The sequence below is a fragment of the Parageobacillus sp. KH3-4 genome (assembly GCF_022846435.1).
In the GTDB taxonomy this organism is placed as follows: domain Bacteria; phylum Bacillota; class Bacilli; order Bacillales; family Anoxybacillaceae; genus Parageobacillus; species Parageobacillus thermoglucosidasius_A.
Genome location: NZ_AP025627.1, coordinates 3,126,052 through 3,144,929 on the forward strand (window position 1 = coordinate 3,126,052; position 18,878 = coordinate 3,144,929).

An 18,878-nucleotide genomic window follows, 5' to 3' on the forward strand; every position below is an offset into this window, starting at 1 on the left:
TTGTCCTAAGCGTTTCGCATTTTTTTATTTCTATGCAAGATATATAGGTAAAAACTAATAGAAATCAGCACGGAGAGCGCGGCGGTCATATAAATGCTAGAGTAACCGAACCAGTGGCCGATTTGTCCAAACACCATCGCTCCTACGCCAACCCCTAAATCGAAAAACGCGAAAAAGGTCGCATTCGCCATTCCTTTGCGGTTTTTTGCCGCCCTCTCGACAGACCATGCTTGCAGCGCCGGTTGTACTGTTCCAAATCCCAACCCGTAAAGAATAGCTGCGGTAAACAAAATCACATTGCTTGGCAGCCAGGCCAACAATAACATGGCAATGAGAATCAATGCGGCACCCGGTATAAATACCGCCCGGTGTCCTTTTTTGTCATACAACTGCCCGGCAAACGTTCTCGTCACCATGAGTGCAAGCGCGTATAGCAAGAAATACCATTGAATTCCTGAAACTCCTTTTTCTGCTGTATACAATGGAAGAAATGATGCGATTCCCCCAAACGTTACCGTCAGGAAAAACAGTAAAATCGACGGTTCCAGCGCGCTTTTTTCATAAATATCCCATTTATGATGCGCTTGCATTTGCTGTTTCTCAACCTTTTTATATGTAATATTCGCGGCAAACAACAGTGACGCCAAGCCTAAAGCGGCACAAATCAAAAAAAGATGGTGAAAAGACAAAATTCCAGCAAGCAATAACCCTGCAGACGGTCCGAAAGCAAGCGCTAAATTCCCTGACAAGCCATAATATCCCATTCCTTCTCCTCTTCGGCTGGCAGGAATGATGTCTGTTGCAATCGTGCCTGCCGCCGTGGTGGAAAACCCCCATCCAATGCCTTGAATGACTCTCATCATAAAGAGCAATAAGATGCTTGTAATAAAGCTATATGACCCTACAGAAAAGACAAATATCGCAAGTCCTAACAAAAATATGAAACGCCGTCCCTTCGTCTCAAGCGCATGACCGGCAAACGGTCGCATGATTAACGCCGAAAACGTAAAAATCCCGACAACCAGACCGATTAGCTGATCATTTCCGCCAAGATGCTCGACAAAAAGCGGAATCGTCGGCAACGTCATTTGAAAGCCGAGAAAAACAAAAAAATTGGCTAAACAAATTAGCACAAAATCTTTTGTCCAAATTTTTTCTTTTGCTTCTATCACTGCGCTACTTCGTTGCACATTCACAAAATATCCTCCTTCCAATTTGCATTTTTATTTCGTGTCCCTCAATATTTTGTAGTATAACATAAAAATAGCAAAGACATGACAGAAATAACCCATTGTTTCTTCGCCACGCTATCTGCCTTTCTCCATCATAGAAGAGAAAAGAGGCTAACCGAAAAGTGCGGTTAGCCCCTTCACTCACTATACTTCCAACATTTTGTACTAAGCTTTAATAATCTCGCAATACGCGCCGCTCGCCTTCATCAATTCATCATGCGTCCTTTGTTCGACGATCTTACCGTGATCGAGCACGATGATGTTGTCCGCATCGCGAATTGTAGACAACCTGTGGGCGATATAATCGCCGCAGCTTGACAACAATGTCGGCAAGCTGAGCTGCCTATAGGCAGCTTTAGTTCCAGCCTTTTCGCTCTCGCAACGAAGTAATTTGCGCCGTATGATGTTTCCCGTGCCATGCGTATAGCGCTGTTAATACATATAAAGGAACGGTTTCTTTTGTTCCTTCATGATAAAACGTCCGTTCGAAATCTTCGGCGCGCAGCGACTCAAGCAAGCGAGTCCAGCGCTCATGAAGTCCCTCGAGCAATTGCAGCGATGACTCGATCGGCAATGAACACGCTTCTATCGTTTTCGCCCACTCGCTTTCTTCAAACGGTTTAATTGAAGGCACGTCCTCTGTTAATATCCATTTCGTGCGCAAAAACGCATTCATGCTTGCGTCGGCGAGATGGTGCACAACTTGCACAACCGTCCACCCTCCGTCGCGATACGGTGTATTCAGCTGTTCCTCATTTAACCCGCTGACCGCCTCCCGCAATTTGGCGGGTGCTTGGCGAATATCGGCAACCCATTGTTTTATATCTTCTTCCCGAAATGCCTCCGGAGCTTTAAATTTGCCAATCGGATAGCGAATATCATCCATGACTTGTCTCCTCCTTTTTTACATATTATTTATTCCATATCCATAAAAGAAATCCTGCTTAATAATAGACGGCATATCATTACATCGTTTCTTTTCAAGTTACTTTCACTTGAGCCATATACATTGAACTTTTAGCCATTTTCATTCCATTTCAGAGAATGTATGTTCATAAATAATTGGTTCATAATTTCCTTTTTCGCTTATTGATCATTTCAATCTCTCGAGCGAAAACAGTTTGACAAGCACGACCTAAACATGATAAATTTAGTCCAGAAAATATATAATATTTTAAAAATAAATAAAATTATAAAGATTATCGCAGGGGAGGAATAACGAAGCTATGACAAGGCAAACCATGAAGGATGCTCTCAAAGATACTCTTGACAAAGTCTTAAATAATGCTGTAAGCAGAGCTGGAGGCGTACCTGGAGTAGTTGCAATGATAACAGATCGAGAAGGCAACATTTACGAGGGTGCGGCTGGGGTACGCGAATTTGGAAAGGAGACACCGATGACTACTGACACAGTATTTGCTCTTTTCTCAACCACTAAAGCTATCACTGGTACAGCATTGATGCAATTGGTAGAAGAAGAAAAAGTCAAGCTCGATGACCCCGTCAAAAAGTATGTGCCTGAAATTGCCGAGATTAAAGTTCTCGATGGATTTGACGAAAACGGGCATCCCAAACTAAGAGAACCTAGAACAGACATTACCATCAACATGCTGATGCTCCATACCGCCGGCTTCGGTTACGAATTCTTTAGTCATGAGGATCGAAAATATCGTGATCAAAAAGAGATTCCTTCCATACTCACCAGCACCTTTGACTCGATCAAAAGTGTGCTGCTATTCGAGCCGGGCGAACGCTGGAACTATGGTATTAACATCGACTGGGTTGGCAAGGTTGTTGAAGCCGTACGCGGTAAGCGACTGGGTGAGGTAATGTCCGAGTATATTTTTGCTCCCCTTGACATGAACGACATCGGATTTACGCTAACGCCGTCAATGATGGAACGCCGCGCAACCATCCACAGTCGCACCAAAGATGGCAATATCGCACCGCTGCCTGATCTCATCCTGCCACAATCCCCTGAAATGGACATGGGAGGACACGGTTTGTACGCCAGCATTGGTGAATATATGAAGTTTATCCGTATGATCCTAAATGACGGTGCAGGTGTGCTTAAACCAGAAACGGTCGCGCAAATGGCTCAGAACGGGCTTGGCTCATTGAAGAGCGGCGGCTGGATCTCGTCTGATCCATCTCTAGCTAATGACGGTGAGTTCTACCCTGGCGTGCAAAAGTCGTGGTCTTATACATTCCAAGTAAACGAAGATCCTACACCTACAGGGCGTCCAGCAGGTCAGTTGATGTGGTCTGGCCTGGCCAACCTGTTCTATTGGATCGACCGTAAGAACGGCATTGGTGGATTTTGGGCTTCGCAAATCTTCCCGTTCCAAGATGTGGCTTCGTACTTGGGCTTCATCGAGTTCGAGTCGGCGGTCTATAGTACGTTAAAACGGTTAGGACAAATTGCCACTTAATTGAAGTTTCTAAAATCGCAATACGTTATTCTGATTTTGACTTGCTGCTTCCAGCTTCATTCTCTAACTACTATCCCTTATCGCAAAACAATAACAAGCATCAGCCCATTCCCATTAAAGCAAATAAAGCCGCCGAATAAATGGCGGCTTTTGCCTAATTCCATAGATACACACGCGCTTCATAAGGCTTTAGCTTCAAGCGCGTCGCGTTTTTGTGAGGTTTTACGTCATAGTTTTGCAGCACTAAGTTTTCTGAATTTAAACGAATGCCATCATAACGGTACATAGCCGGTTTGGCGCTTAAATTGACAATAATAACCGCTTTTTCGTCTCCGAGCGTTCTTGTATACGCGTAAATCGTCGGATGCTTTTCTAAAAGCAAATTGTATGTTCCGTAAATAAACACTTCGTTTTCTTTGCGAAGCCGAATCATTTTTTTGTAAAACTGAAGAACGGAATTCGGGTCGCGCAATTGCGCCTCGACGTTGATGGTCTGATAGTTTTCGTTCACTTTCATCCATGGCGTTCCTGTCGTAAATCCAGCGTTTGGCGCATCGGACCATTGCATCGGAGTTCGCGAATTGTCGCGTCCTGCCTTCCAAATTACTTCCATTATTTCTTCATGGGAGCGCCCTTTTTCCCGTTCCATCTGGTACATCTTTTTAACCGCAACATCTTTGTAATCGTTGATGCTCGGAAAGCGGACGTTCGTCATGCCGATTTCTTGTCCTTGATAAATGAAAGGAGTCCCTTGCATGAAAAAGTACATCACGCCGAGCGCCTTCGCACTTTCAGTAAGGTATTCCTTATCATTTCCCCATGTTGAAACAGAACGAGGCTGATCATGGTTTTCTAAAAACAACGCGTTCCAGCCGCGGTTTTCCAACCCTTTTTGCCATTTTGTCAACGTGCGCTTTAATCGGCGCACATCCACTCCGCCGTTTGTTCCTTTTTGCCATAGCCCTAAATGTTCAAACTGGAAAATCATATTGAAGATTCCGTTTTCTTCGCCGACCCATTCTTCCGCGTCTTCGATCGTAACACCGTTTGCTTCGCCAACCGTCATAATATCATAGTGCGCAAACGTTTGCATTTTAAGCTCTCGTAAATAATCCATAATCCCCTCTTGGTTCATATGGCCATCAAATGAAGGAACATAGTCAAGCCCTTTCGGATTCGGCAAATCCGGCAATCCCGGTTTTTTCTTGATATGAGAAATCGCATCGACACGGAAGCCGTCAATTCCTTTATCCAGCCACCAATTAATCATTTTATACAGCTCCTGACGCACTTCTTCGTTTTCCCAATTTAAATCCGGCTGCTTCACGTCAAATATATGCAAATAATATTGATCGGTTTTCGGATCATACTCCCACGCCGATCCGCCAAAAATGCTTTCCCAATTGTTTGGCTCTTTACCATTTTTTCCATCGCGCCAAATGTACCAATTCCGTTTCGGGTTATTCCGCGATGAACGCGATTCAATAAACCATGGATGTTCATCGCTCGTATGATTAATGACCAAATCTAAAATCAATTTCATGCCGCGCCGATGAACTTCTTCCAACAGCAATTCAAAGTCTTCCATCGTTCCAAGCTCTTTCATAATCGCGTGATAGTCGCTAATATCATATCCGTTATCGGCATTCGGCGACTTGTAGATCGGGCAAATCCATATAATATCGATTCCCAGATCTTTTAAATAATCAAGTTTCTCGATAATTCCGCGAAGATCGCCAATTCCGTCTCCATTTGAATCCATGAAGCTTCTCGGATAAATTTGATACGCGACTCCCTCTTTCCACCAAGTTTTCTTCAAGGCTGTATCCTCCTCTTTTGTGCATACGTTTTCACTACTAACTGTACACTACATCATGGCAATATACAATCTTTTTTGCACAAAAAGAAAGCAGCCTTCTTTTCGCCCATTTTGAAGGCTGCTCTGTTCCATTTCTTACTCTGCTTTGGAACGGTTCGCCTCATAAATTTTGAGATTATGATACACTGTTTTTAACAGCGGCGTTGCGATGTCGTATTGTTCCGCTAACGAAAGCAAATAGCCTTGCAAATGGTCCGCTTCAATAAGCTGCCTTTTTTCCATATCACGTTGCATCGACGATTTCATCGCCGCTTCTATTTTGTTTAATTGCGCGAGCTGTTGTTCCTCGACATCATCAGCAATCGGCGCGCCATGCGCCCGCATTACTGTTGCGATTTCTTTTAACAATTCGAAAATAATTTCCTGTCCGTACTTTCCCGAACGAATTGGACCAATCGGCGCGCGAAACAACGTTGTCACTCCTGACATTGTCGCGATAAATAAATATTTATTCCACATATCGGTGACAATTCTCCCACTTGAGTGAAAACGGGCGTTGCAGCCGGAAAACAATTGTTCCAACGCCGCAATGCGCTCCGTCCGCTCCCCGGACCACTCCCCAAATCGAACGTCATGGGAAGCACTCGTCTGTACGATTTCTCCATGCTCGTCCAGCGTCGTTTCAATAAAACAAAGCCCTCCTAATACGTTTTCCTTTCCAAACTCATGCCAAAGCATGTCCATATGGGCCATGCCGTTTAACAGCGGTAAAATGATCGTTTTTGTTCCAACATACGGTTTCGCGTCGCGAATTGCTTCCGGCAAATGATACGCTTTATTTGAAAAAATAATGACATCAAACGGCTCCGCTCTTTCTCCCGTCACAAGCAGTTTTGGCTTTAACGCCGCATCTCCGTGAACGCTATGAATCACAAGTCCCCGTTCTTGCAACTGCTTTTTTCTTCGCTCGCGAACGAGAAATGTCACATCCAGCCCTTTTTCCAATAAGCGTCCGCCGAAATAACCGCCGACCGCTCCCGCACCAACAACAAGTATGCGCATCGATGTATTCCCCCTTATAAAACAATTTAATTGTCATATGTCATATCATAAAAAGGAAAAAGGGGAAAAATATTTCCCCCTCCTTCAACCATTAGCAACATCGCGACACTTTCCCGCCTTTACCGTTATAACGCGCTTCCTGCATTTCGCAGAAAAACTCCTTTCTTGATTTGATCGGCTCTCCTGGATGATGCGTTTTCATATGTTCTACATATTTCTCGTAGTTTGGAACACCGACAAGCAAATCAAGAAATTGCTTACGATAAGCCAAAATCGTTTGAACCCACTTACGCATAATGTTTAACCTCATTTCCTCCATTTCTTGGAATGTAAGGCGATTCTTTTAACGGCACATGTTTATTTTGCAATACTTTCACCCACATATTGACGCATGAAATCAGCATCGCGATCACGACAAGCATAAAAATGGCACATAATGTTGCATCAATATAGTCGTTCATAATAATTTGTCGCATTTGCGCTTCATTGGTTGCAGGTGCCAATATTTTCCCTTGATTTAATTCATTTTTAAACATATCGGCATGAGATAGAAAGCCAATTTTTGGATCGCTGTGGAACAGCTTTTGGCACCCGGCTGTCATTGTTACGACTAAAAGCCATGTCGTTGGAATCAACGTCACCCACACATAGGCTTTTTTGCCCATTTTGAACAGCACCGTCGTGCCGAATAACAGCGCAATTCCTGCGAGCATTTGGTTGGCAATGCCGAAAAGCGGCCACAACGTATTAATACCGCCAAGAGGATCGACTACCCCTTGATATAAGAAATAGCCCCAAGCCAATACACATAATGTCGTCGCAATAATATTGGAAACTAACGAATCCGTTTTTCCAAGCGGCTTATAGAAATGGCCGAGAATATCTTGAATCATAAAGCGTCCAACGCGCGTGCCCGCGTCAATTGTCGTTAAAATAAAGAGGGCTTCAAACAAAATCGCAAAATGGTACCAGAACGCCATTAATGTTTTTCCACCAATTACATTGGAAAGAATGACAGCCATTCCAATCGCTAGCGTCGGCGCTCCGCCAGTCCGCGATAAAATCGTTTGCTCACCGACATCTTTAGCAAGTGCTGTAAGCATGTCAGGCGTAACAGTGAATCCCCACGAAGACACGACTTTTGCCGCTTGCACCACATCTTGCCCAATCACCGCAGCCGGGCTGTTAATCGCAAAATAGGCTCCAGGAGTTAACACACACGCAGCGACAAGCGCCATAATCGCTACGAACGATTCCATCAGCATTGCCCCATACCCGATTGGACGAGCGTGGCTTTCTGTTTCAATCATTTTCGGAGTTGTGCCAGATGAAACGAGCGCATGGAATCCAGACACCGCACCGCAGGCAATCGTAATAAACAGAAACGGGAATAAGTCCCCGGCAAACACCGGGCCAGTGCCATCGACAAATTTCGTCAACGCTGGCATTTGCAAATCAGGTGCAACCACTAAAATTCCTAGCGCTAGCCCAACAATCGTTCCGATTTTTAAAAACGTGCTCAAATAGTCGCGCGGCGCGAGCAGTAGCCATACCGGTAATGCCGATGCGACAAACCCGTAAATAATCATCAAAATTGCAATTGTCTCGCCTTTTAATGTAAATATTTTCGCCAACGTCGGGTGTTCAGCGACATGCTGGCCAGCTACCAAAGAAACAATCAGGAGCACAAACCCGATCAAAGATGCTTCCGCAACGCGCCCGGGACGAATAAAGCGCATGTAAATTCCCATCAAAATCGCAATTGGAATCGTTGCGGCAATCGTAAACATTCCCCATGGGCTTCCTACAAGCGCTTTCACAACAACCAACGCTAAAACAGCTAATAAAATAATCATGATTCCTAAAATGCCAAGAGATGCAACAAACCCTGTAACTGGGCCAATTTCTTCCTTCACCATCTCGCCAAGCGATTTGCCGTTGCGCCGCATCGATGCGAATAAAATAATAAAATCCTGGACTGCTCCGCCTAAAACAACGCCGATAATAATCCAAAGCGTTCCCGGCAAATATCCCATTTGCGCCGCTAAAATCGGTCCGACAAGCGGCCCGGCGCCGGCGATTGCCGCAAAATGATGTCCGAATAATACCCATTTGTTTGTCGGGACATAATCTTTTCCGTCATTAAACACTTCCGCAGGCGTTTTGCGGTTGTCGTCAAGTCCAAACACTTTGCGAGCGATAAATTTGCTATAAAAACGATACGCTACGGCATACGTACATACAGCAGCGACAATTAACCAAATCGCATTCACCGTCTCGCCACGGCTTAATGCGAGAACTGCAAATCCTACTGCCCCGAGTGCAGAAATAAGCCCCCAAAGCAAGACCGATTTTAATCCTTTCACACCTTCTCCTCCTTTGTTGTTCGTTCAAGTTCACTACATTAATAATTATATTAACTATTCTGAAAAATTTAAAGAATTATTTTTTTACTGAATATGATAATATTGGCTGATAATTAGCTATCAATCTTCCACCTTTAAACGAATTGTACATTGGCTTCTTTTTGTTCTTTTTAAACAGGGAAAGAGGCAAGTTCCCCACTCCGACCTGCGTAATCCGGTAATAAAATAGGTGATAGCCGAATGAAAAACAGAATCGCACAGTTCGCAAAAAATGTTACTAAAGTTAACCATTAAGGGAGGTAGGTTTTCCAACGAAACAATCAAGCAAATTATTTTAGAAAAGAGTTAGGGAACGTGAAGACAGCAGAACAGTGGTTGCGGAGCATTGCATTACCTGGATTGGCCAACTTCTCAATAAAAAATATTTCAAAATCACCTGCTTATTTGTCGGAATTGCTCATTAACGTACAATCGCGATTCAATGAAGCGATTCGCTTAAGCCCTTTAGGAAACAACAAAAAGTGATGATGCCGTTGATTTCCAAACAGTTAATGTTCTATCTATGTTTGTACTTTTACGCATGTGGAATGCAGCAACAGAGGCAGAAGTGGGACAGCCCCTACTCCTTTCTCCCTTTTGTGTTTTCCGCTTATTTCGTCACGATCAGTCTTATGTATTCCGCGCATATTGAAATTTTCAGAATCGTTTTGGACCTATTTAGTTCCCAATGCTTTTTGTCATTCCTGGGATACGCACGGATTGTTGTTTCAATTGTTGTTACTAAAATTTCGCGGTTCTTGCAAATGAGAATTTCTTGTTCGAAAAGCATTTCTTTTTGTGCCCGAATAAAAAACAGTTGAATTTACCGACGTTTTATTATATGATTGTACCAGCAACAACAAAATACTATATATTGTGTTTGTTTCTAAAAAACACAACTAAATATAGTATAAAAACCGCAAGCAATGGTGTCCATCCGGACTTAATAGGGAATCTGGTGAGAATCCAGAACTGCCCCCGCAACTGTATGTGTGGACGAAATGGAACATCCACTGTATGTGAAAGCTCATTCGGGCGCACATATGGGAAGGATCCAGAGTAGGATGAAACACGAGTCAGGAGACCTGCCTTGCTTGTTTGCGTTTCATGTTCTCCGGGGATCGAGAAGATGAAACGATGGTTTAAAAGGGCTTCTTTTCCCCTTTTTATGCTGTCGTTTCATCCACTCGGTCCGAGTGGATTTTTTTATGGAAACAAGGAGGAAAAAACAATGGCATTGAATACAAAAACCACCATTATTACGCTAGAAAACGGGCAAACTAAACCGTTTTCTCGCGAACGTCTTATTTCATTTATCCGCAATATAACAAAAGACTATCCGCATCTACAGGCCGGCGACTATATGGAGCGCATCATCCGCATTATCGAAAGCAAAGATACGCTTTCTGCGGAACAAATCACGAATTACTTAATACTTGAAGGTCTTTCCTATATTAGTGAGGCAGAACCAGAATGGACGTTTGTCTGTGCCCGCATCTATTTGCAAAAACTATACAAAGAAGCGGCCAAACAACGTGGATATGACGCAAAACAACGCTACGGCAGCCTGTACGAGTTAATAACAACGCTTGTTTCTAAAGGCGTGTACGATCGCTCTCTTCTTGATGATTACTCAAAAGAAGAAATCAACGAGCTTGGAAAACTTATTGATCCAGACAAAGACAAGCTGTTTACATATATCGGCCTTCGCACGCTCGCGGACCGCTACCTGGCCCGCGATTACGACCGCAACTTGTACGAACTGCCGCAGGAGCGTTTCCTTATCATCGCAATGGCGTTAATGGCGAAAGAGCCGAAACATCGCCGTTTTGCGTTCATTCAAGAAGCGTATTGGGCGCTAAGCAACTTGTACATGACCGTCGCCACGCCGACATTAGCAAATGCCGGAAAAAGTTATGGACAACTGTCAAGCTGCTTTATCGACACTGTCGATGACAGCTTGCAAGGGATTTACGACAGCAACACCGACATCGCCAACCTTTCCAAATCCGGCGGCGGAATCGGCGTCTATCTCGGCAAAATCAGAAGCCGCGGCAGCGACATTAAAGGCTTTAAAGGTGTGTCGTCCGGCGTTATTCCATGGATGAAGCAACTCAATAACACCGCTGTCAGCGTTGACCAATTAGGGCAGCGAAAAGGAGCGATTTCCGTCTATTTAGACGTTTGGCACAAAGACATTTTTGCTTTTTTGGATGCGAAATTAAACAACGGCGATGAGCGGATGAGGACGCACGATTTATTCACTGGCGTCTGCATTCCTGATTTATTCATGGAGCAAGTTGAAAAACGAGGCGACTGGTACTTGTTTGACCCGCATGAAGTTCGCAAAGTGATGGGATTTAGTTTGGAAGATTTTTATGATGAGGAAAAAGGAAGAGGAAGCTTTCGCGAAAAATATTGGCAATGCGTTCAAGAAGAGCGCCTTTCGAAAGAAAAAGTGCCAGCGATTGAAATAATGAAAAGCATTATGCGCAGCCAATTAGAATCGGGCACACCATTTATGTTTTACCGCGATGAAGCGAACCGAAAAAATCCGAACGCCCATCTCGGCATGATTTATTGCAGCAATCTTTGTACAGAAATCGCGCAAAACCAAAGCCCGACCATCGTTGAAAAACAATATACGAAAGACGGAAAGATCATCATTGAAAAAATCCCTGGCGATTTTGTCGTTTGCAATTTGTCTTCCATCAATCTTGCCCGCGCTGTTACCGACGATGTACTCGAACGGCTTATCCCGATTCAAATGCGCATGCTCGATAACGTGATTGATTTAAATAAGATCCCGGTATTACAAGCGCAGCTTACCAATCAAAAATACCGCGCCGTAGGGCTTGGCACGTTTGGCTGGCATCATTTACTTGCGTTAAAAGGCATTCGCTGGGAATCGGATGAAGCAGTTGAATACGCGGACAAACTGTATGAAAAAATTGCTTACTTGGCCATCCAATCTAGCATGGAGCTCGCAAAGGAAAAAGGAAGCTATCCGGCTTTTCCGGGTTCCGACTGGCAGACGGGCGCTTATTTTGATAAACGCGGATACCGCCGCAACGACAACGTCGACTGGGACACGCTGAAAAAACAAGTTGCCAAATATGGCATGCGCAACGGCTATGTGATGGCAATTGCGCCAAATGCTTCGACTTCAATTATCGCCGGCAGCACTGCCAGCATCGACCCGATCTTTTTAAAAGTGTACGCAGAAGAAAAGAAAGATTACAAAATTCCAGTTACCGTGCCTGACCTAAACGCCGAAACAACGTGGTATTATAAATCGGCGTACCATATCGACCAGCATTGGAGCATAAAACAAAACGCAGTGCGTCAGCGCCATATCGACCAAGCGATTTCATTTAATTTCTATGTCATGAATACGATCAAAGCAAAAGAGCTGTTGGATCTTCATCTCACCGCCTGGAAGTCAGGATTCAAAACAACGTATTACGTCCGCTCTACTTCCAGCACCATCGATGAATGTGAATCATGCGCAAGCTAATGACAGGAGGAAGAAATATGGCACATCCATTAATGAAACGGGTCATTATGGACCCAGAAGCGCCAAACCGTTCTACAAGAATCATCAACGGCAAAAGCTCAAACGTCCTGAATTGGGATGATATCGCCTATCCTTGGGCGTACGCCAAATATAAACGAATGCTGGCAAACTTTTGGACACCGTTTGAAATCAATATGTCCCAAGACGTTAAACAATTTCCGCTTTTAACAGAACGCGAACAGGACGCGTTTTTGAAAATCATTGGACTTTTAGCGTTGCTTGACAGCATTCAAACGGACTACGCCGGCAGAGTCGCCGATTATATCACTGATTCAAGCATTAACGCGCTTATGATTATGCTCGCGCAGCAAGAAGTTATTCATAACCATTCATATTCTTACGTTCTTTCCAGCCTCGTTCCAAAAAGCAAGCAGGACGAAGTGTTTGAGTTTTGGCGAAACGAACCGATTTTGCGGAAGCGCAATGACTTCGTCACCAACGGCTATAAAGAATTTGCTGAAAATCCAAATGTCGAAAACTTGCTAAAATCGATTGTGTATGACGTTATTTTAGAAGGTTTGTTCTTCTACTCAGGCTTCGCCTTCTTTTATAATTTGGCGCGCAATCAAAAAATGGTCGCAACAAGCACGATGATCAATTACATTAATCGGGACGAACATATCCATGTCGACTTATTTGCAAAAATTTTTAAAGAAGTGTTAAGCGAATATCCGGAATACAATACACCAGAACTTGCTGAATTTGTGCGAGCAACGTTCATCAAAGCAGCGGAGCTGGAAATCGAATGGGCTAATTACATTATTGGCAACGATATCGATGGCATTGATATGCATGATTTGAGCGCCTACATTAAGTTTTACGCTAACGTCCGCGCCCATCAACTCGGTTTTGACCGTCCGTTTGACGGCTACCGGACAAACCCACTGCGCTGGATTAAAGCGTATGAAGAAGTCGACCTTGGCAAATCAGATTTCTTTGAACAAAAATCAAGGCAATATACAAAAGTGAACATCGATAACGGATTTGATGAGTTATAATCAAAAGCCGCCAATCATCCATTGGCGGCTTTTGTTTCTAATTTGTTTTCACCCTTCTTTTTTTTCAATGTGCCAGCGGCAATCACCCCAACAATGACAAGAATTTCAAATCCGTATTTTACAAATGGATTGGCGAAATATTGATCTAAAAATGGCTCATCGACAATCATTTTCGAAGCCGTCCATGCAAGCACTCCCGCTCCGATTGTAATAATAATTGGAAAACGCTCGATCCACTTCAAAATTAACGTACTTCCCCATACCATAATAGGTACGGAAATTAACAATCCTAATATAACTAGCAAGAAACTGCCATGCGCGGCTCCTGCCACCGCCAGCACGTTATCTAACCCCATGAGCGCGTCGGCGATAATAATGGTGCGAATTGCTTCCCATAAGCTTCCTCCCGCTTCGACATCGTGACCTTTTTCCTCAACAAGAAGCTTATAGGCGATCCAAACAAGCAATATACCCCCAACGAGCAGCAGCCCTGGTACTTTTAATAGCCATACGACAAACAATGTCGCAAGCGCGCGGATCACCACCGCACCTACTGTCCCCCAAATAACCGCCTTTTTTTGCTGGTTCTTTGGCAAATTTCGCGCCGCCAAACCAATGACGATGGCATTATCGCCAGCTAATACAAGATCGATAATGACAATCGATAAAAGTGCAGACAAAAACTCCATTTACTATTCCTCCTTTTAAATGCCGTATTTATTTTTTAAATGGGAAGGAGCCATTTTTACTATTTGTTGAAGAATAAACAATAGCACGGCCACATCATCAATGACGCCAAACAATCCAAGCCAATCGGGAATGATGTCAAATGGAAATACGGTATAAATCGATAAAAGTAAAATAGCAGACGTTTTTTTCAACATAGACACTTCTTGAGAACGAAAAAATTCTATTAAAAATGGGATAAATCGGCGAATTTTAACGATGAAACGAAGTCGTTTCCATACTTTCCTCATTATTATCTCCCCTAATCCTAATTTTCGAATCTCCTTTTTATTTTCTCCAATCCCTCCCTTTCTTTGCGAAAATAAAAAGACCTTTACCGATTTGGTAAAGGTCTTTCAATAACAACAGACCTTTACCAATATTGGTAAAGGTCTCGCTAACAACGTTTCCGTTGCCAACAAAGCCGAGGGGGTGACCCTGAACTGACGACTTTGTTGTTAAAGCTACTCCCCTTTAACACAGAAACCACATATTTACTTTTACACTTTTATGATATTTAACTTTTATATACGTTGTCAACAAAAAATTGCTTTTTTATAAAATAACCACTTGGCAATGCTCGTCCATCGCCAATCATATAGAAAAAATATGATATAATGCAGAAAAAATTCACTTGGGAGAGACGAATATGAACAAAAAAGAAATTGCTGCTCTTTTTCTGCTCGCGGCTTTATGGGGAGCCTCTTTTTTATTTATGCGCATCGCCTCCCCTGCCATCGGTCCTGTGCTTACGATCGAGCTGCGTGTGCTTATCGCTGGCATCGTGCTGTTATTGTATGTATGGATGTTCAAAAAAAGCGTAGAGCTGAAAGCTTACTGGAAGCAATATCTCATCGTCGGGGCGCTGAATGCGGCGATCCCGTTTACGCTCATCGCCGCTGCTACGTTGCATTTGCCTGCTTCTGTAGCGGCCATTTTAAACTCAACCACCCCGTTGTTTACCGCGTTAGCTTCGCGATGGCTTCTTCATGAACCGCTTTATGCAAAAAAATGGATCGGCATCGGCCTCGGCATTGTCGGCGTGTTTGCGCTAGTCGGCTGGAGCCCTGTTCCGCTGTCGATACAAACCGTTTTTTCCGCGTTGCTGTCCATTTTGGCCGCGTTCTCATACGGATGCGGCGGTGTGTATGCCAAAAAAGCATTTGCGGGGGTTTCTTCCTTATCATTGTCGATTGGGCAGCAATTAGGCGCCGCTGCCGTGCTCATTCCATGGGTAGCCTTCGATATTCCAAAGAAACAAGTATCGCTGCTCGTCATGTATTCGATATTGGGACTCGCTGTTTTTTGCACGGCGATTGCTTACTTGTTTTATTTTTATTTGCTAGCAAACGTTGGACCAACCAAAACATTAAGCGTTACCTTTCTTGTACCTGTTTTCGGCGTCATCTGGGGAATGATTTTCCTACATGAAAAAATCTCGACTGGGATGATCGGCGGCTTAGCGATTATTTTAATAAGTATTTTCCTCTTGTCAGACGCTAAAATTACCATAAAGAGACAAGAATATATGAAAGGATAAGGAGGAGGCACGATGGAAAAGCCATATTATGCGGTGATTTTTACCTCGCAGCGAACCGATGGGGACCACGGATATGAAGCGATGGCGAAACAAATGGTTGAATTGGCCTCCCAACAGCCCGGTTTTCTTGGCGCCGAAAGCGTTCGCGACAAAAACGGCATTGGTATCACCGTTTCATACTGGGACTCTCTTGAAGCGATTCAACAATGGAAGGCGCACGCGGCACATCAAATCGCGCAAGAAAAAGGAAAACAGCAATGGTATCAGCGCTATTCAGTCCGGGTGTGCAAAGTAGAACGAGAATATGATTTTGAAAAATAACCCAGACTGCTGCACTTCGTCAGCAGTCTTTTTTTAAATGTGCAACCAAAAATTGAACCTTTTTTCCTCGGCTTTCGCCTTATATACAGATAAACTCAAAAGAAAGGATGATCGTATGCATGATGAACAACATCTTTTGCTTCAATGCAAGCAAGGAAACAAAGACGCTTTTTACCTGCTTGTTTCCCCGCATTTAGCGAAAGCATACCGGCTCGCTTTTACGATTCTGCGCTCGCACTATGATGCCGAAGACGTGGTGCAAAATAGTTTACTCGAAGTGTATCGTGCCATCAACGCAAATAAAGAAATCCGCCATTTCGCGTCATGGTTTTATCGCCTTGTCACGCATCGCGCCATTGATTTGGCACGCAAAATCGGAAAAGAAAGGCAATACGCCGAAATCAGCGATGTGCTTCCGTTTTTATCGAATTCTCACCACTTGCCCATTGACGAAGTGATCAATAAAGAAGAGGAGCAGGAACTTTTGGCGCATATTCTTAAGCTCGACATCAAGTACCGCGTTATTCTTGTGCTTTATTACTATCAAAACATGAAAATTAGCGAGATTGCTGAACTTCTCCAAATCAAAGAAGGCACGGTGAAATCGCGGCTGTTTCAAGCGCGGAACTTCCTTTACCAATATTTTCAAAAAGAACGGAAGGAGGAACTTCGATGAATTCCCACGATGATTTAGTAAAACAAAAGATAGAAAGCTCGATCAATCATATTCCCGTTCCGGAAAGTATTTTTGCTTTTGCCAAAGAACTTCCTTTCCAAATGGAAAAGCAACAAAATCCGAAACTCATACGTAAACCGAAATGGCGAAAATGGCTGGCGGCTGCTGCCGCTTCCATCTTCATTGGAATTTCAACGGGGGCTTATATTTCTCCGACATTCGCCGCCTATATTAAATCCTTTTTCATCCGTCCTGAACTTGACGAAGGCTTACAAACCGCCGCAAAAGAAGGATTCTCGCAAAAAACGGAAGCCGCTGTCACTGATCACGGTATTACGTTTAGAATCAAAGAAGTCATGGCGGATACGAATCGCCTTATTTTTACGTATAGCCTTGAAGACAAAAACGGGAAATCGATCGACCCAACGATTCTTTTTGAAAAAAATCAATGGGGACCGGAACGAACAATGTATTTCGTGAAGGGCCTAGACGCATTTTACATTACAAATGAGAAAGGGGAAATCGTATCCACATATACAACATATCAAACAAAAACGGGAAGAATGGTTTCGCAATCTATTGATCAAGTATTCCCACACGGCCATTACGCTGATCTTATGTTCGCATTAAAAGATAAAGCCCGCGAGGCAAAACGGCTTTTCATTTATATCGATATCCATCAGATCGGTGCAGTCGAAGGACAATGGAAACTTAAAATTCCAGTTAATATGAATAAAAGCATGGCGGCTACAAAAACCATCCCGGTCGACAAAACGTATGTAACAAAAGACGGATTGCAAGTCACCGTAAAAAATCTCGTCCATTCACCTACATTAACAAGCATTGATATAGAAACGTCATGGACGGAGGAAGGAAAAGAACGGCTAAAAAGCCACCCAGAATACTGGCTTGGTAGCCAAATGTTTTATCAGCCGCTATTCGATATTGTAGATGGCAACGGAAATATCATCGCGACATCTCTTCCAAGAGGCGATATTAAAAAATCAAAACGGCCAGTATTTGTGGAGGAAAAAGCCCCTTCTTCCCAGCGTTCCGATATCATCCGCTGGCGCTATTCGTTCCTCCCATTTTCACCAAACGGAACATATACATTTGTATTTCGCGGGGTCGAAAGAACGGAATTTCCAAATCAATCGCTGACGTTTTCTGTGGACGAATTGAAAAAACAGCCTGTTTTTCTCCGTTATAAAGGAAATACGCTTACGATTCATCAGTTACGATTAGGAGCAAATAAAGAGAACGAACCAGTTGGGATATTAGAGGTAGAAACAAACGCTTATTTAGCCATGGATTTCCAACTAAGCGATGAGACACAGCACGTTTACGCGATCAACACGGAAGATTTTCGGCGGACAGCGATCATCAGCTACGACGAAAAGAAAATGATGTATAAAATAAAAAGCGATGCTGAAATAGAAGGAATGGACAAAATCCCGAAACAGCTGACAATTACTTTAAAATCGGTAATCGTATTTGATCCAAGCGAGAATTGGCATGTTTCACTTCCTGTTAGAAATGAATAATAAAAAGCAGGGTGCTTCCCTGCTTTTTTACTGCCCCGAAGTGAACTTCAACCCGATGATCCCAACAAGAATAAATAATAAAAAGAGCATTCTCGGCGCATTGACTGGCTCGTCTAAAAAGAGCATGCCGATGATGACCGCTCCCATCGCTCCGATTCCCGTCCATACCGCATAGGCAGTTCCGATTGGCAACATTTTTGTCGCTACCGATAAAAAATAAAAGCTGGCAAGCGCACCGAAAACCGTAATAATGGACGGCACAAGCCGTGTAAATCCCATCGTATATTTCAGCGCAACCGCCCACACGACTTCGAAAATGCCGGCAATGACTAAGTATACCCAAGCCATGTTCCTCACTCCTTTTGTGCCCAAAATAAAAAAGCCGCGAAGCAATATCGAATCGATATCCTCCCGGGCTTTTGTCCCTCCGTGTACGCGGAAACGCCGCGCGTTTTCTCTCGGTCGCAGACTGGCTGTCAAGCAGCCACGGAACCCTAGAAAACTTCTTATCCAGTTATTTGCTATTATTGTAACATTTACGATTGC

General features: G+C 43.6%; 18 protein-coding genes and 2 riboswitches. Of the genes, 8 read left to right on the forward strand and 10 right to left on the reverse strand.

The features are described from left to right. Window positions 1-5: 5 nt before the first annotated feature. From MWM02_RS15730 to MWM02_RS15740, 3 genes are all read right to left on the reverse strand, one after another. Window positions 6-1,196 carry an MFS transporter gene (locus tag MWM02_RS15730; RefSeq protein ID WP_064552608.1) on the reverse strand — a complete coding sequence of 397 codons (1,191 nt, stop codon included), beginning with the start codon at window positions 1,194-1,196 and terminating at the stop codon, window positions 6-8. Window positions 1,197-1,397: 201 nt separating this feature from the next. After that, window positions 1,398-1,565, reverse strand: coding sequence for a hypothetical protein (locus MWM02_RS15735; protein ID WP_244403655.1), 168 nt, complete (start codon window positions 1,563-1,565; stop codon window positions 1,398-1,400). A 22-nt stretch (window positions 1,566-1,587) separates the two neighbouring features. After that, on the reverse strand, window positions 1,588-2,118 hold the full coding sequence (locus tag MWM02_RS15740) for a YfiT family bacillithiol transferase (protein WP_064552610.1): 531 nt from the start codon (window positions 2,116-2,118) through the stop codon (window positions 1,588-1,590). A gap of 340 nt (window positions 2,119-2,458) precedes the next feature. Between MWM02_RS15740 and acmB the strand changes: the two genes are divergently transcribed. Continuing rightward, a complete protein-coding gene (gene acmB, locus MWM02_RS15745; RefSeq protein WP_064552611.1) occupies window positions 2,459-3,664 on the forward strand; it encodes a methyl acetate hydrolase AcmB in 1,206 nt (401 codons plus the stop codon). A gap of 154 nt (window positions 3,665-3,818) precedes the next feature. Here acmB and MWM02_RS15750 read toward each other — a convergent pair whose 3' ends face one another. From MWM02_RS15750 to MWM02_RS15765, 4 genes are all read right to left on the reverse strand, one after another. Next, window positions 3,819-5,483 carry a glycoside hydrolase family 13 protein gene (locus tag MWM02_RS15750; RefSeq protein ID WP_244402408.1) on the reverse strand — a complete coding sequence of 555 codons (1,665 nt, stop codon included), beginning with the start codon at window positions 5,481-5,483 and terminating at the stop codon, window positions 3,819-3,821. Window positions 5,484-5,618: 135 nt separating this feature from the next. Further along, the gene (locus MWM02_RS15755; RefSeq protein WP_064552613.1) at window positions 5,619-6,545 is read right to left on the reverse strand and encodes a ketopantoate reductase family protein; all 927 of its coding nucleotides are present in this window, start codon (window positions 6,543-6,545) and stop codon (window positions 5,619-5,621) included. Window positions 6,546-6,636: 91 nt separating this feature from the next. Continuing rightward, window positions 6,637-6,840, reverse strand: coding sequence for a YbdD/YjiX family protein (locus tag MWM02_RS15760; protein ID WP_064552614.1), 204 nt, complete (start codon window positions 6,838-6,840; stop codon window positions 6,637-6,639). After that, on the reverse strand, window positions 6,833-8,911 hold the full coding sequence (locus tag MWM02_RS15765; protein WP_244402409.1) for a carbon starvation CstA family protein: 2,079 nt from the start codon (window positions 8,909-8,911) through the stop codon (window positions 6,833-6,835). The genes MWM02_RS15760 and MWM02_RS15765 overlap by 8 nt, the downstream gene beginning before the upstream one ends. Before the next feature lie 354 nt (window positions 8,912-9,265). Between MWM02_RS15765 and MWM02_RS15770 the strand changes: the two genes are divergently transcribed. From MWM02_RS15770 to MWM02_RS15780, 3 genes are all read left to right on the forward strand, one after another. After that, on the forward strand, window positions 9,266-9,436 hold the full coding sequence (locus MWM02_RS15770; protein WP_244402410.1) for a hypothetical protein: 171 nt from the start codon (window positions 9,266-9,268) through the stop codon (window positions 9,434-9,436). A 423-nt stretch (window positions 9,437-9,859) separates the two neighbouring features. Then, window positions 9,860-10,057, forward strand: a riboswitch (cobalamin riboswitch). A gap of 124 nt (window positions 10,058-10,181) precedes the next feature. Beyond that, window positions 10,182-12,467 carry a ribonucleoside-diphosphate reductase subunit alpha gene (locus tag MWM02_RS15775; protein WP_244402411.1) on the forward strand — a complete coding sequence of 762 codons (2,286 nt, stop codon included), beginning with the start codon at window positions 10,182-10,184 and terminating at the stop codon, window positions 12,465-12,467. A 17-nt stretch (window positions 12,468-12,484) separates the two neighbouring features. Further along, a complete protein-coding gene (locus tag MWM02_RS15780; RefSeq protein WP_064552617.1) occupies window positions 12,485-13,525 on the forward strand; it encodes a ribonucleotide-diphosphate reductase subunit beta in 1,041 nt (346 codons plus the stop codon). Between the two features lie 14 nt (window positions 13,526-13,539). Here the strand turns inward: MWM02_RS15780 and MWM02_RS15785 are convergent, their stop codons facing one another. After that, window positions 13,540-14,214 (reverse strand): TerC family protein, encoded by a 675-nt coding sequence (locus tag MWM02_RS15785; RefSeq protein ID WP_064552618.1) that lies wholly within the window; start codon window positions 14,212-14,214, stop codon window positions 13,540-13,542. Window positions 14,215-14,229: 15 nt separating this feature from the next. Then, window positions 14,230-14,502 carry a YkvA family protein gene (locus MWM02_RS15790; RefSeq protein ID WP_244402412.1) on the reverse strand — a complete coding sequence of 91 codons (273 nt, stop codon included), beginning with the start codon at window positions 14,500-14,502 and terminating at the stop codon, window positions 14,230-14,232. A gap of 398 nt (window positions 14,503-14,900) precedes the next feature. On the opposite strand from MWM02_RS15790, the gene MWM02_RS15795 reads away from it, so the two are divergent. From MWM02_RS15795 to MWM02_RS15810, 4 genes are all read left to right on the forward strand, one after another. Next, complete coding sequence (locus tag MWM02_RS15795) at window positions 14,901-15,791, forward strand: DMT family transporter (protein ID WP_244402413.1); 891 nt, start codon at window positions 14,901-14,903, stop codon at window positions 15,789-15,791. Between the two features lie 12 nt (window positions 15,792-15,803). After that, on the forward strand, window positions 15,804-16,112 hold the full coding sequence (locus tag MWM02_RS15800; protein ID WP_064552621.1) for an antibiotic biosynthesis monooxygenase family protein: 309 nt from the start codon (window positions 15,804-15,806) through the stop codon (window positions 16,110-16,112). A gap of 115 nt (window positions 16,113-16,227) precedes the next feature. After that, window positions 16,228-16,788 (forward strand): RNA polymerase sigma factor, encoded by a 561-nt coding sequence (locus MWM02_RS15805; protein ID WP_244402414.1) that lies wholly within the window; start codon window positions 16,228-16,230, stop codon window positions 16,786-16,788. Then, on the forward strand, window positions 16,785-18,332 hold the full coding sequence (locus MWM02_RS15810; RefSeq protein WP_244402415.1) for a DUF4179 domain-containing protein: 1,548 nt from the start codon (window positions 16,785-16,787) through the stop codon (window positions 18,330-18,332). Before MWM02_RS15805 ends, MWM02_RS15810 begins: the two co-directional genes overlap by 4 nt. A gap of 27 nt (window positions 18,333-18,359) precedes the next feature. On the opposite strand, the gene MWM02_RS15815 is transcribed toward MWM02_RS15810, so the two are convergent. Next, on the reverse strand, window positions 18,360-18,680 hold the full coding sequence (locus MWM02_RS15815) for a DMT family transporter (protein ID WP_081260462.1): 321 nt from the start codon (window positions 18,678-18,680) through the stop codon (window positions 18,360-18,362). Between the two features lie 58 nt (window positions 18,681-18,738). After that, a riboswitch (guanidine-I (ykkC/yxkD leader) is annotated at window positions 18,739-18,841 on the reverse strand. Between the last annotated feature and the right edge of the window lie 37 nt (window positions 18,842-18,878).

Coding starts and splice junctions, on each gene's coding strand:
- MWM02_RS15740 (WP_064552610.1), bottom strand. CDS start 2,118: ATGGATGATATTCGCTATCCGATTGGCAAATTTAAAGCTCCGGAGGCA.
- MWM02_RS15805 (WP_244402414.1), top strand. CDS start 16,228: ATGCATGATGAACAACATCTTTTGCTTCAATGCAAGCAAGGAAACAAA.
- MWM02_RS15810 (WP_244402415.1), top strand. CDS start 16,785: ATGAATTCCCACGATGATTTAGTAAAACAAAAGATAGAAAGCTCGATC.
- MWM02_RS15785 (WP_064552618.1), bottom strand. CDS start 14,214: ATGGAGTTTTTGTCTGCACTTTTATCGATTGTCATTATCGATCTTGTA.
- MWM02_RS15775 (WP_244402411.1), top strand. CDS start 10,182: ATGGCATTGAATACAAAAACCACCATTATTACGCTAGAAAACGGGCAA.
- MWM02_RS15755 (WP_064552613.1), bottom strand. CDS start 6,545: ATGCGCATACTTGTTGTTGGTGCGGGAGCGGTCGGCGGTTATTTCGGC.
- MWM02_RS15795 (WP_244402413.1), top strand. CDS start 14,901: ATGAACAAAAAAGAAATTGCTGCTCTTTTTCTGCTCGCGGCTTTATGG.
- MWM02_RS15780 (WP_064552617.1), top strand. CDS start 12,485: ATGGCACATCCATTAATGAAACGGGTCATTATGGACCCAGAAGCGCCA.
- MWM02_RS15760 (WP_064552614.1), bottom strand. CDS start 6,840: ATGCGTAAGTGGGTTCAAACGATTTTGGCTTATCGTAAGCAATTTCTT.
- acmB (WP_064552611.1), top strand. CDS start 2,459: ATGACAAGGCAAACCATGAAGGATGCTCTCAAAGATACTCTTGACAAA.
- MWM02_RS15800 (WP_064552621.1), top strand. CDS start 15,804: ATGGAAAAGCCATATTATGCGGTGATTTTTACCTCGCAGCGAACCGAT.
- MWM02_RS15790 (WP_244402412.1), bottom strand. CDS start 14,502: ATGAGGAAAGTATGGAAACGACTTCGTTTCATCGTTAAAATTCGCCGA.
- MWM02_RS15815 (WP_081260462.1), bottom strand. CDS start 18,680: ATGGCTTGGGTATACTTAGTCATTGCCGGCATTTTCGAAGTCGTGTGG.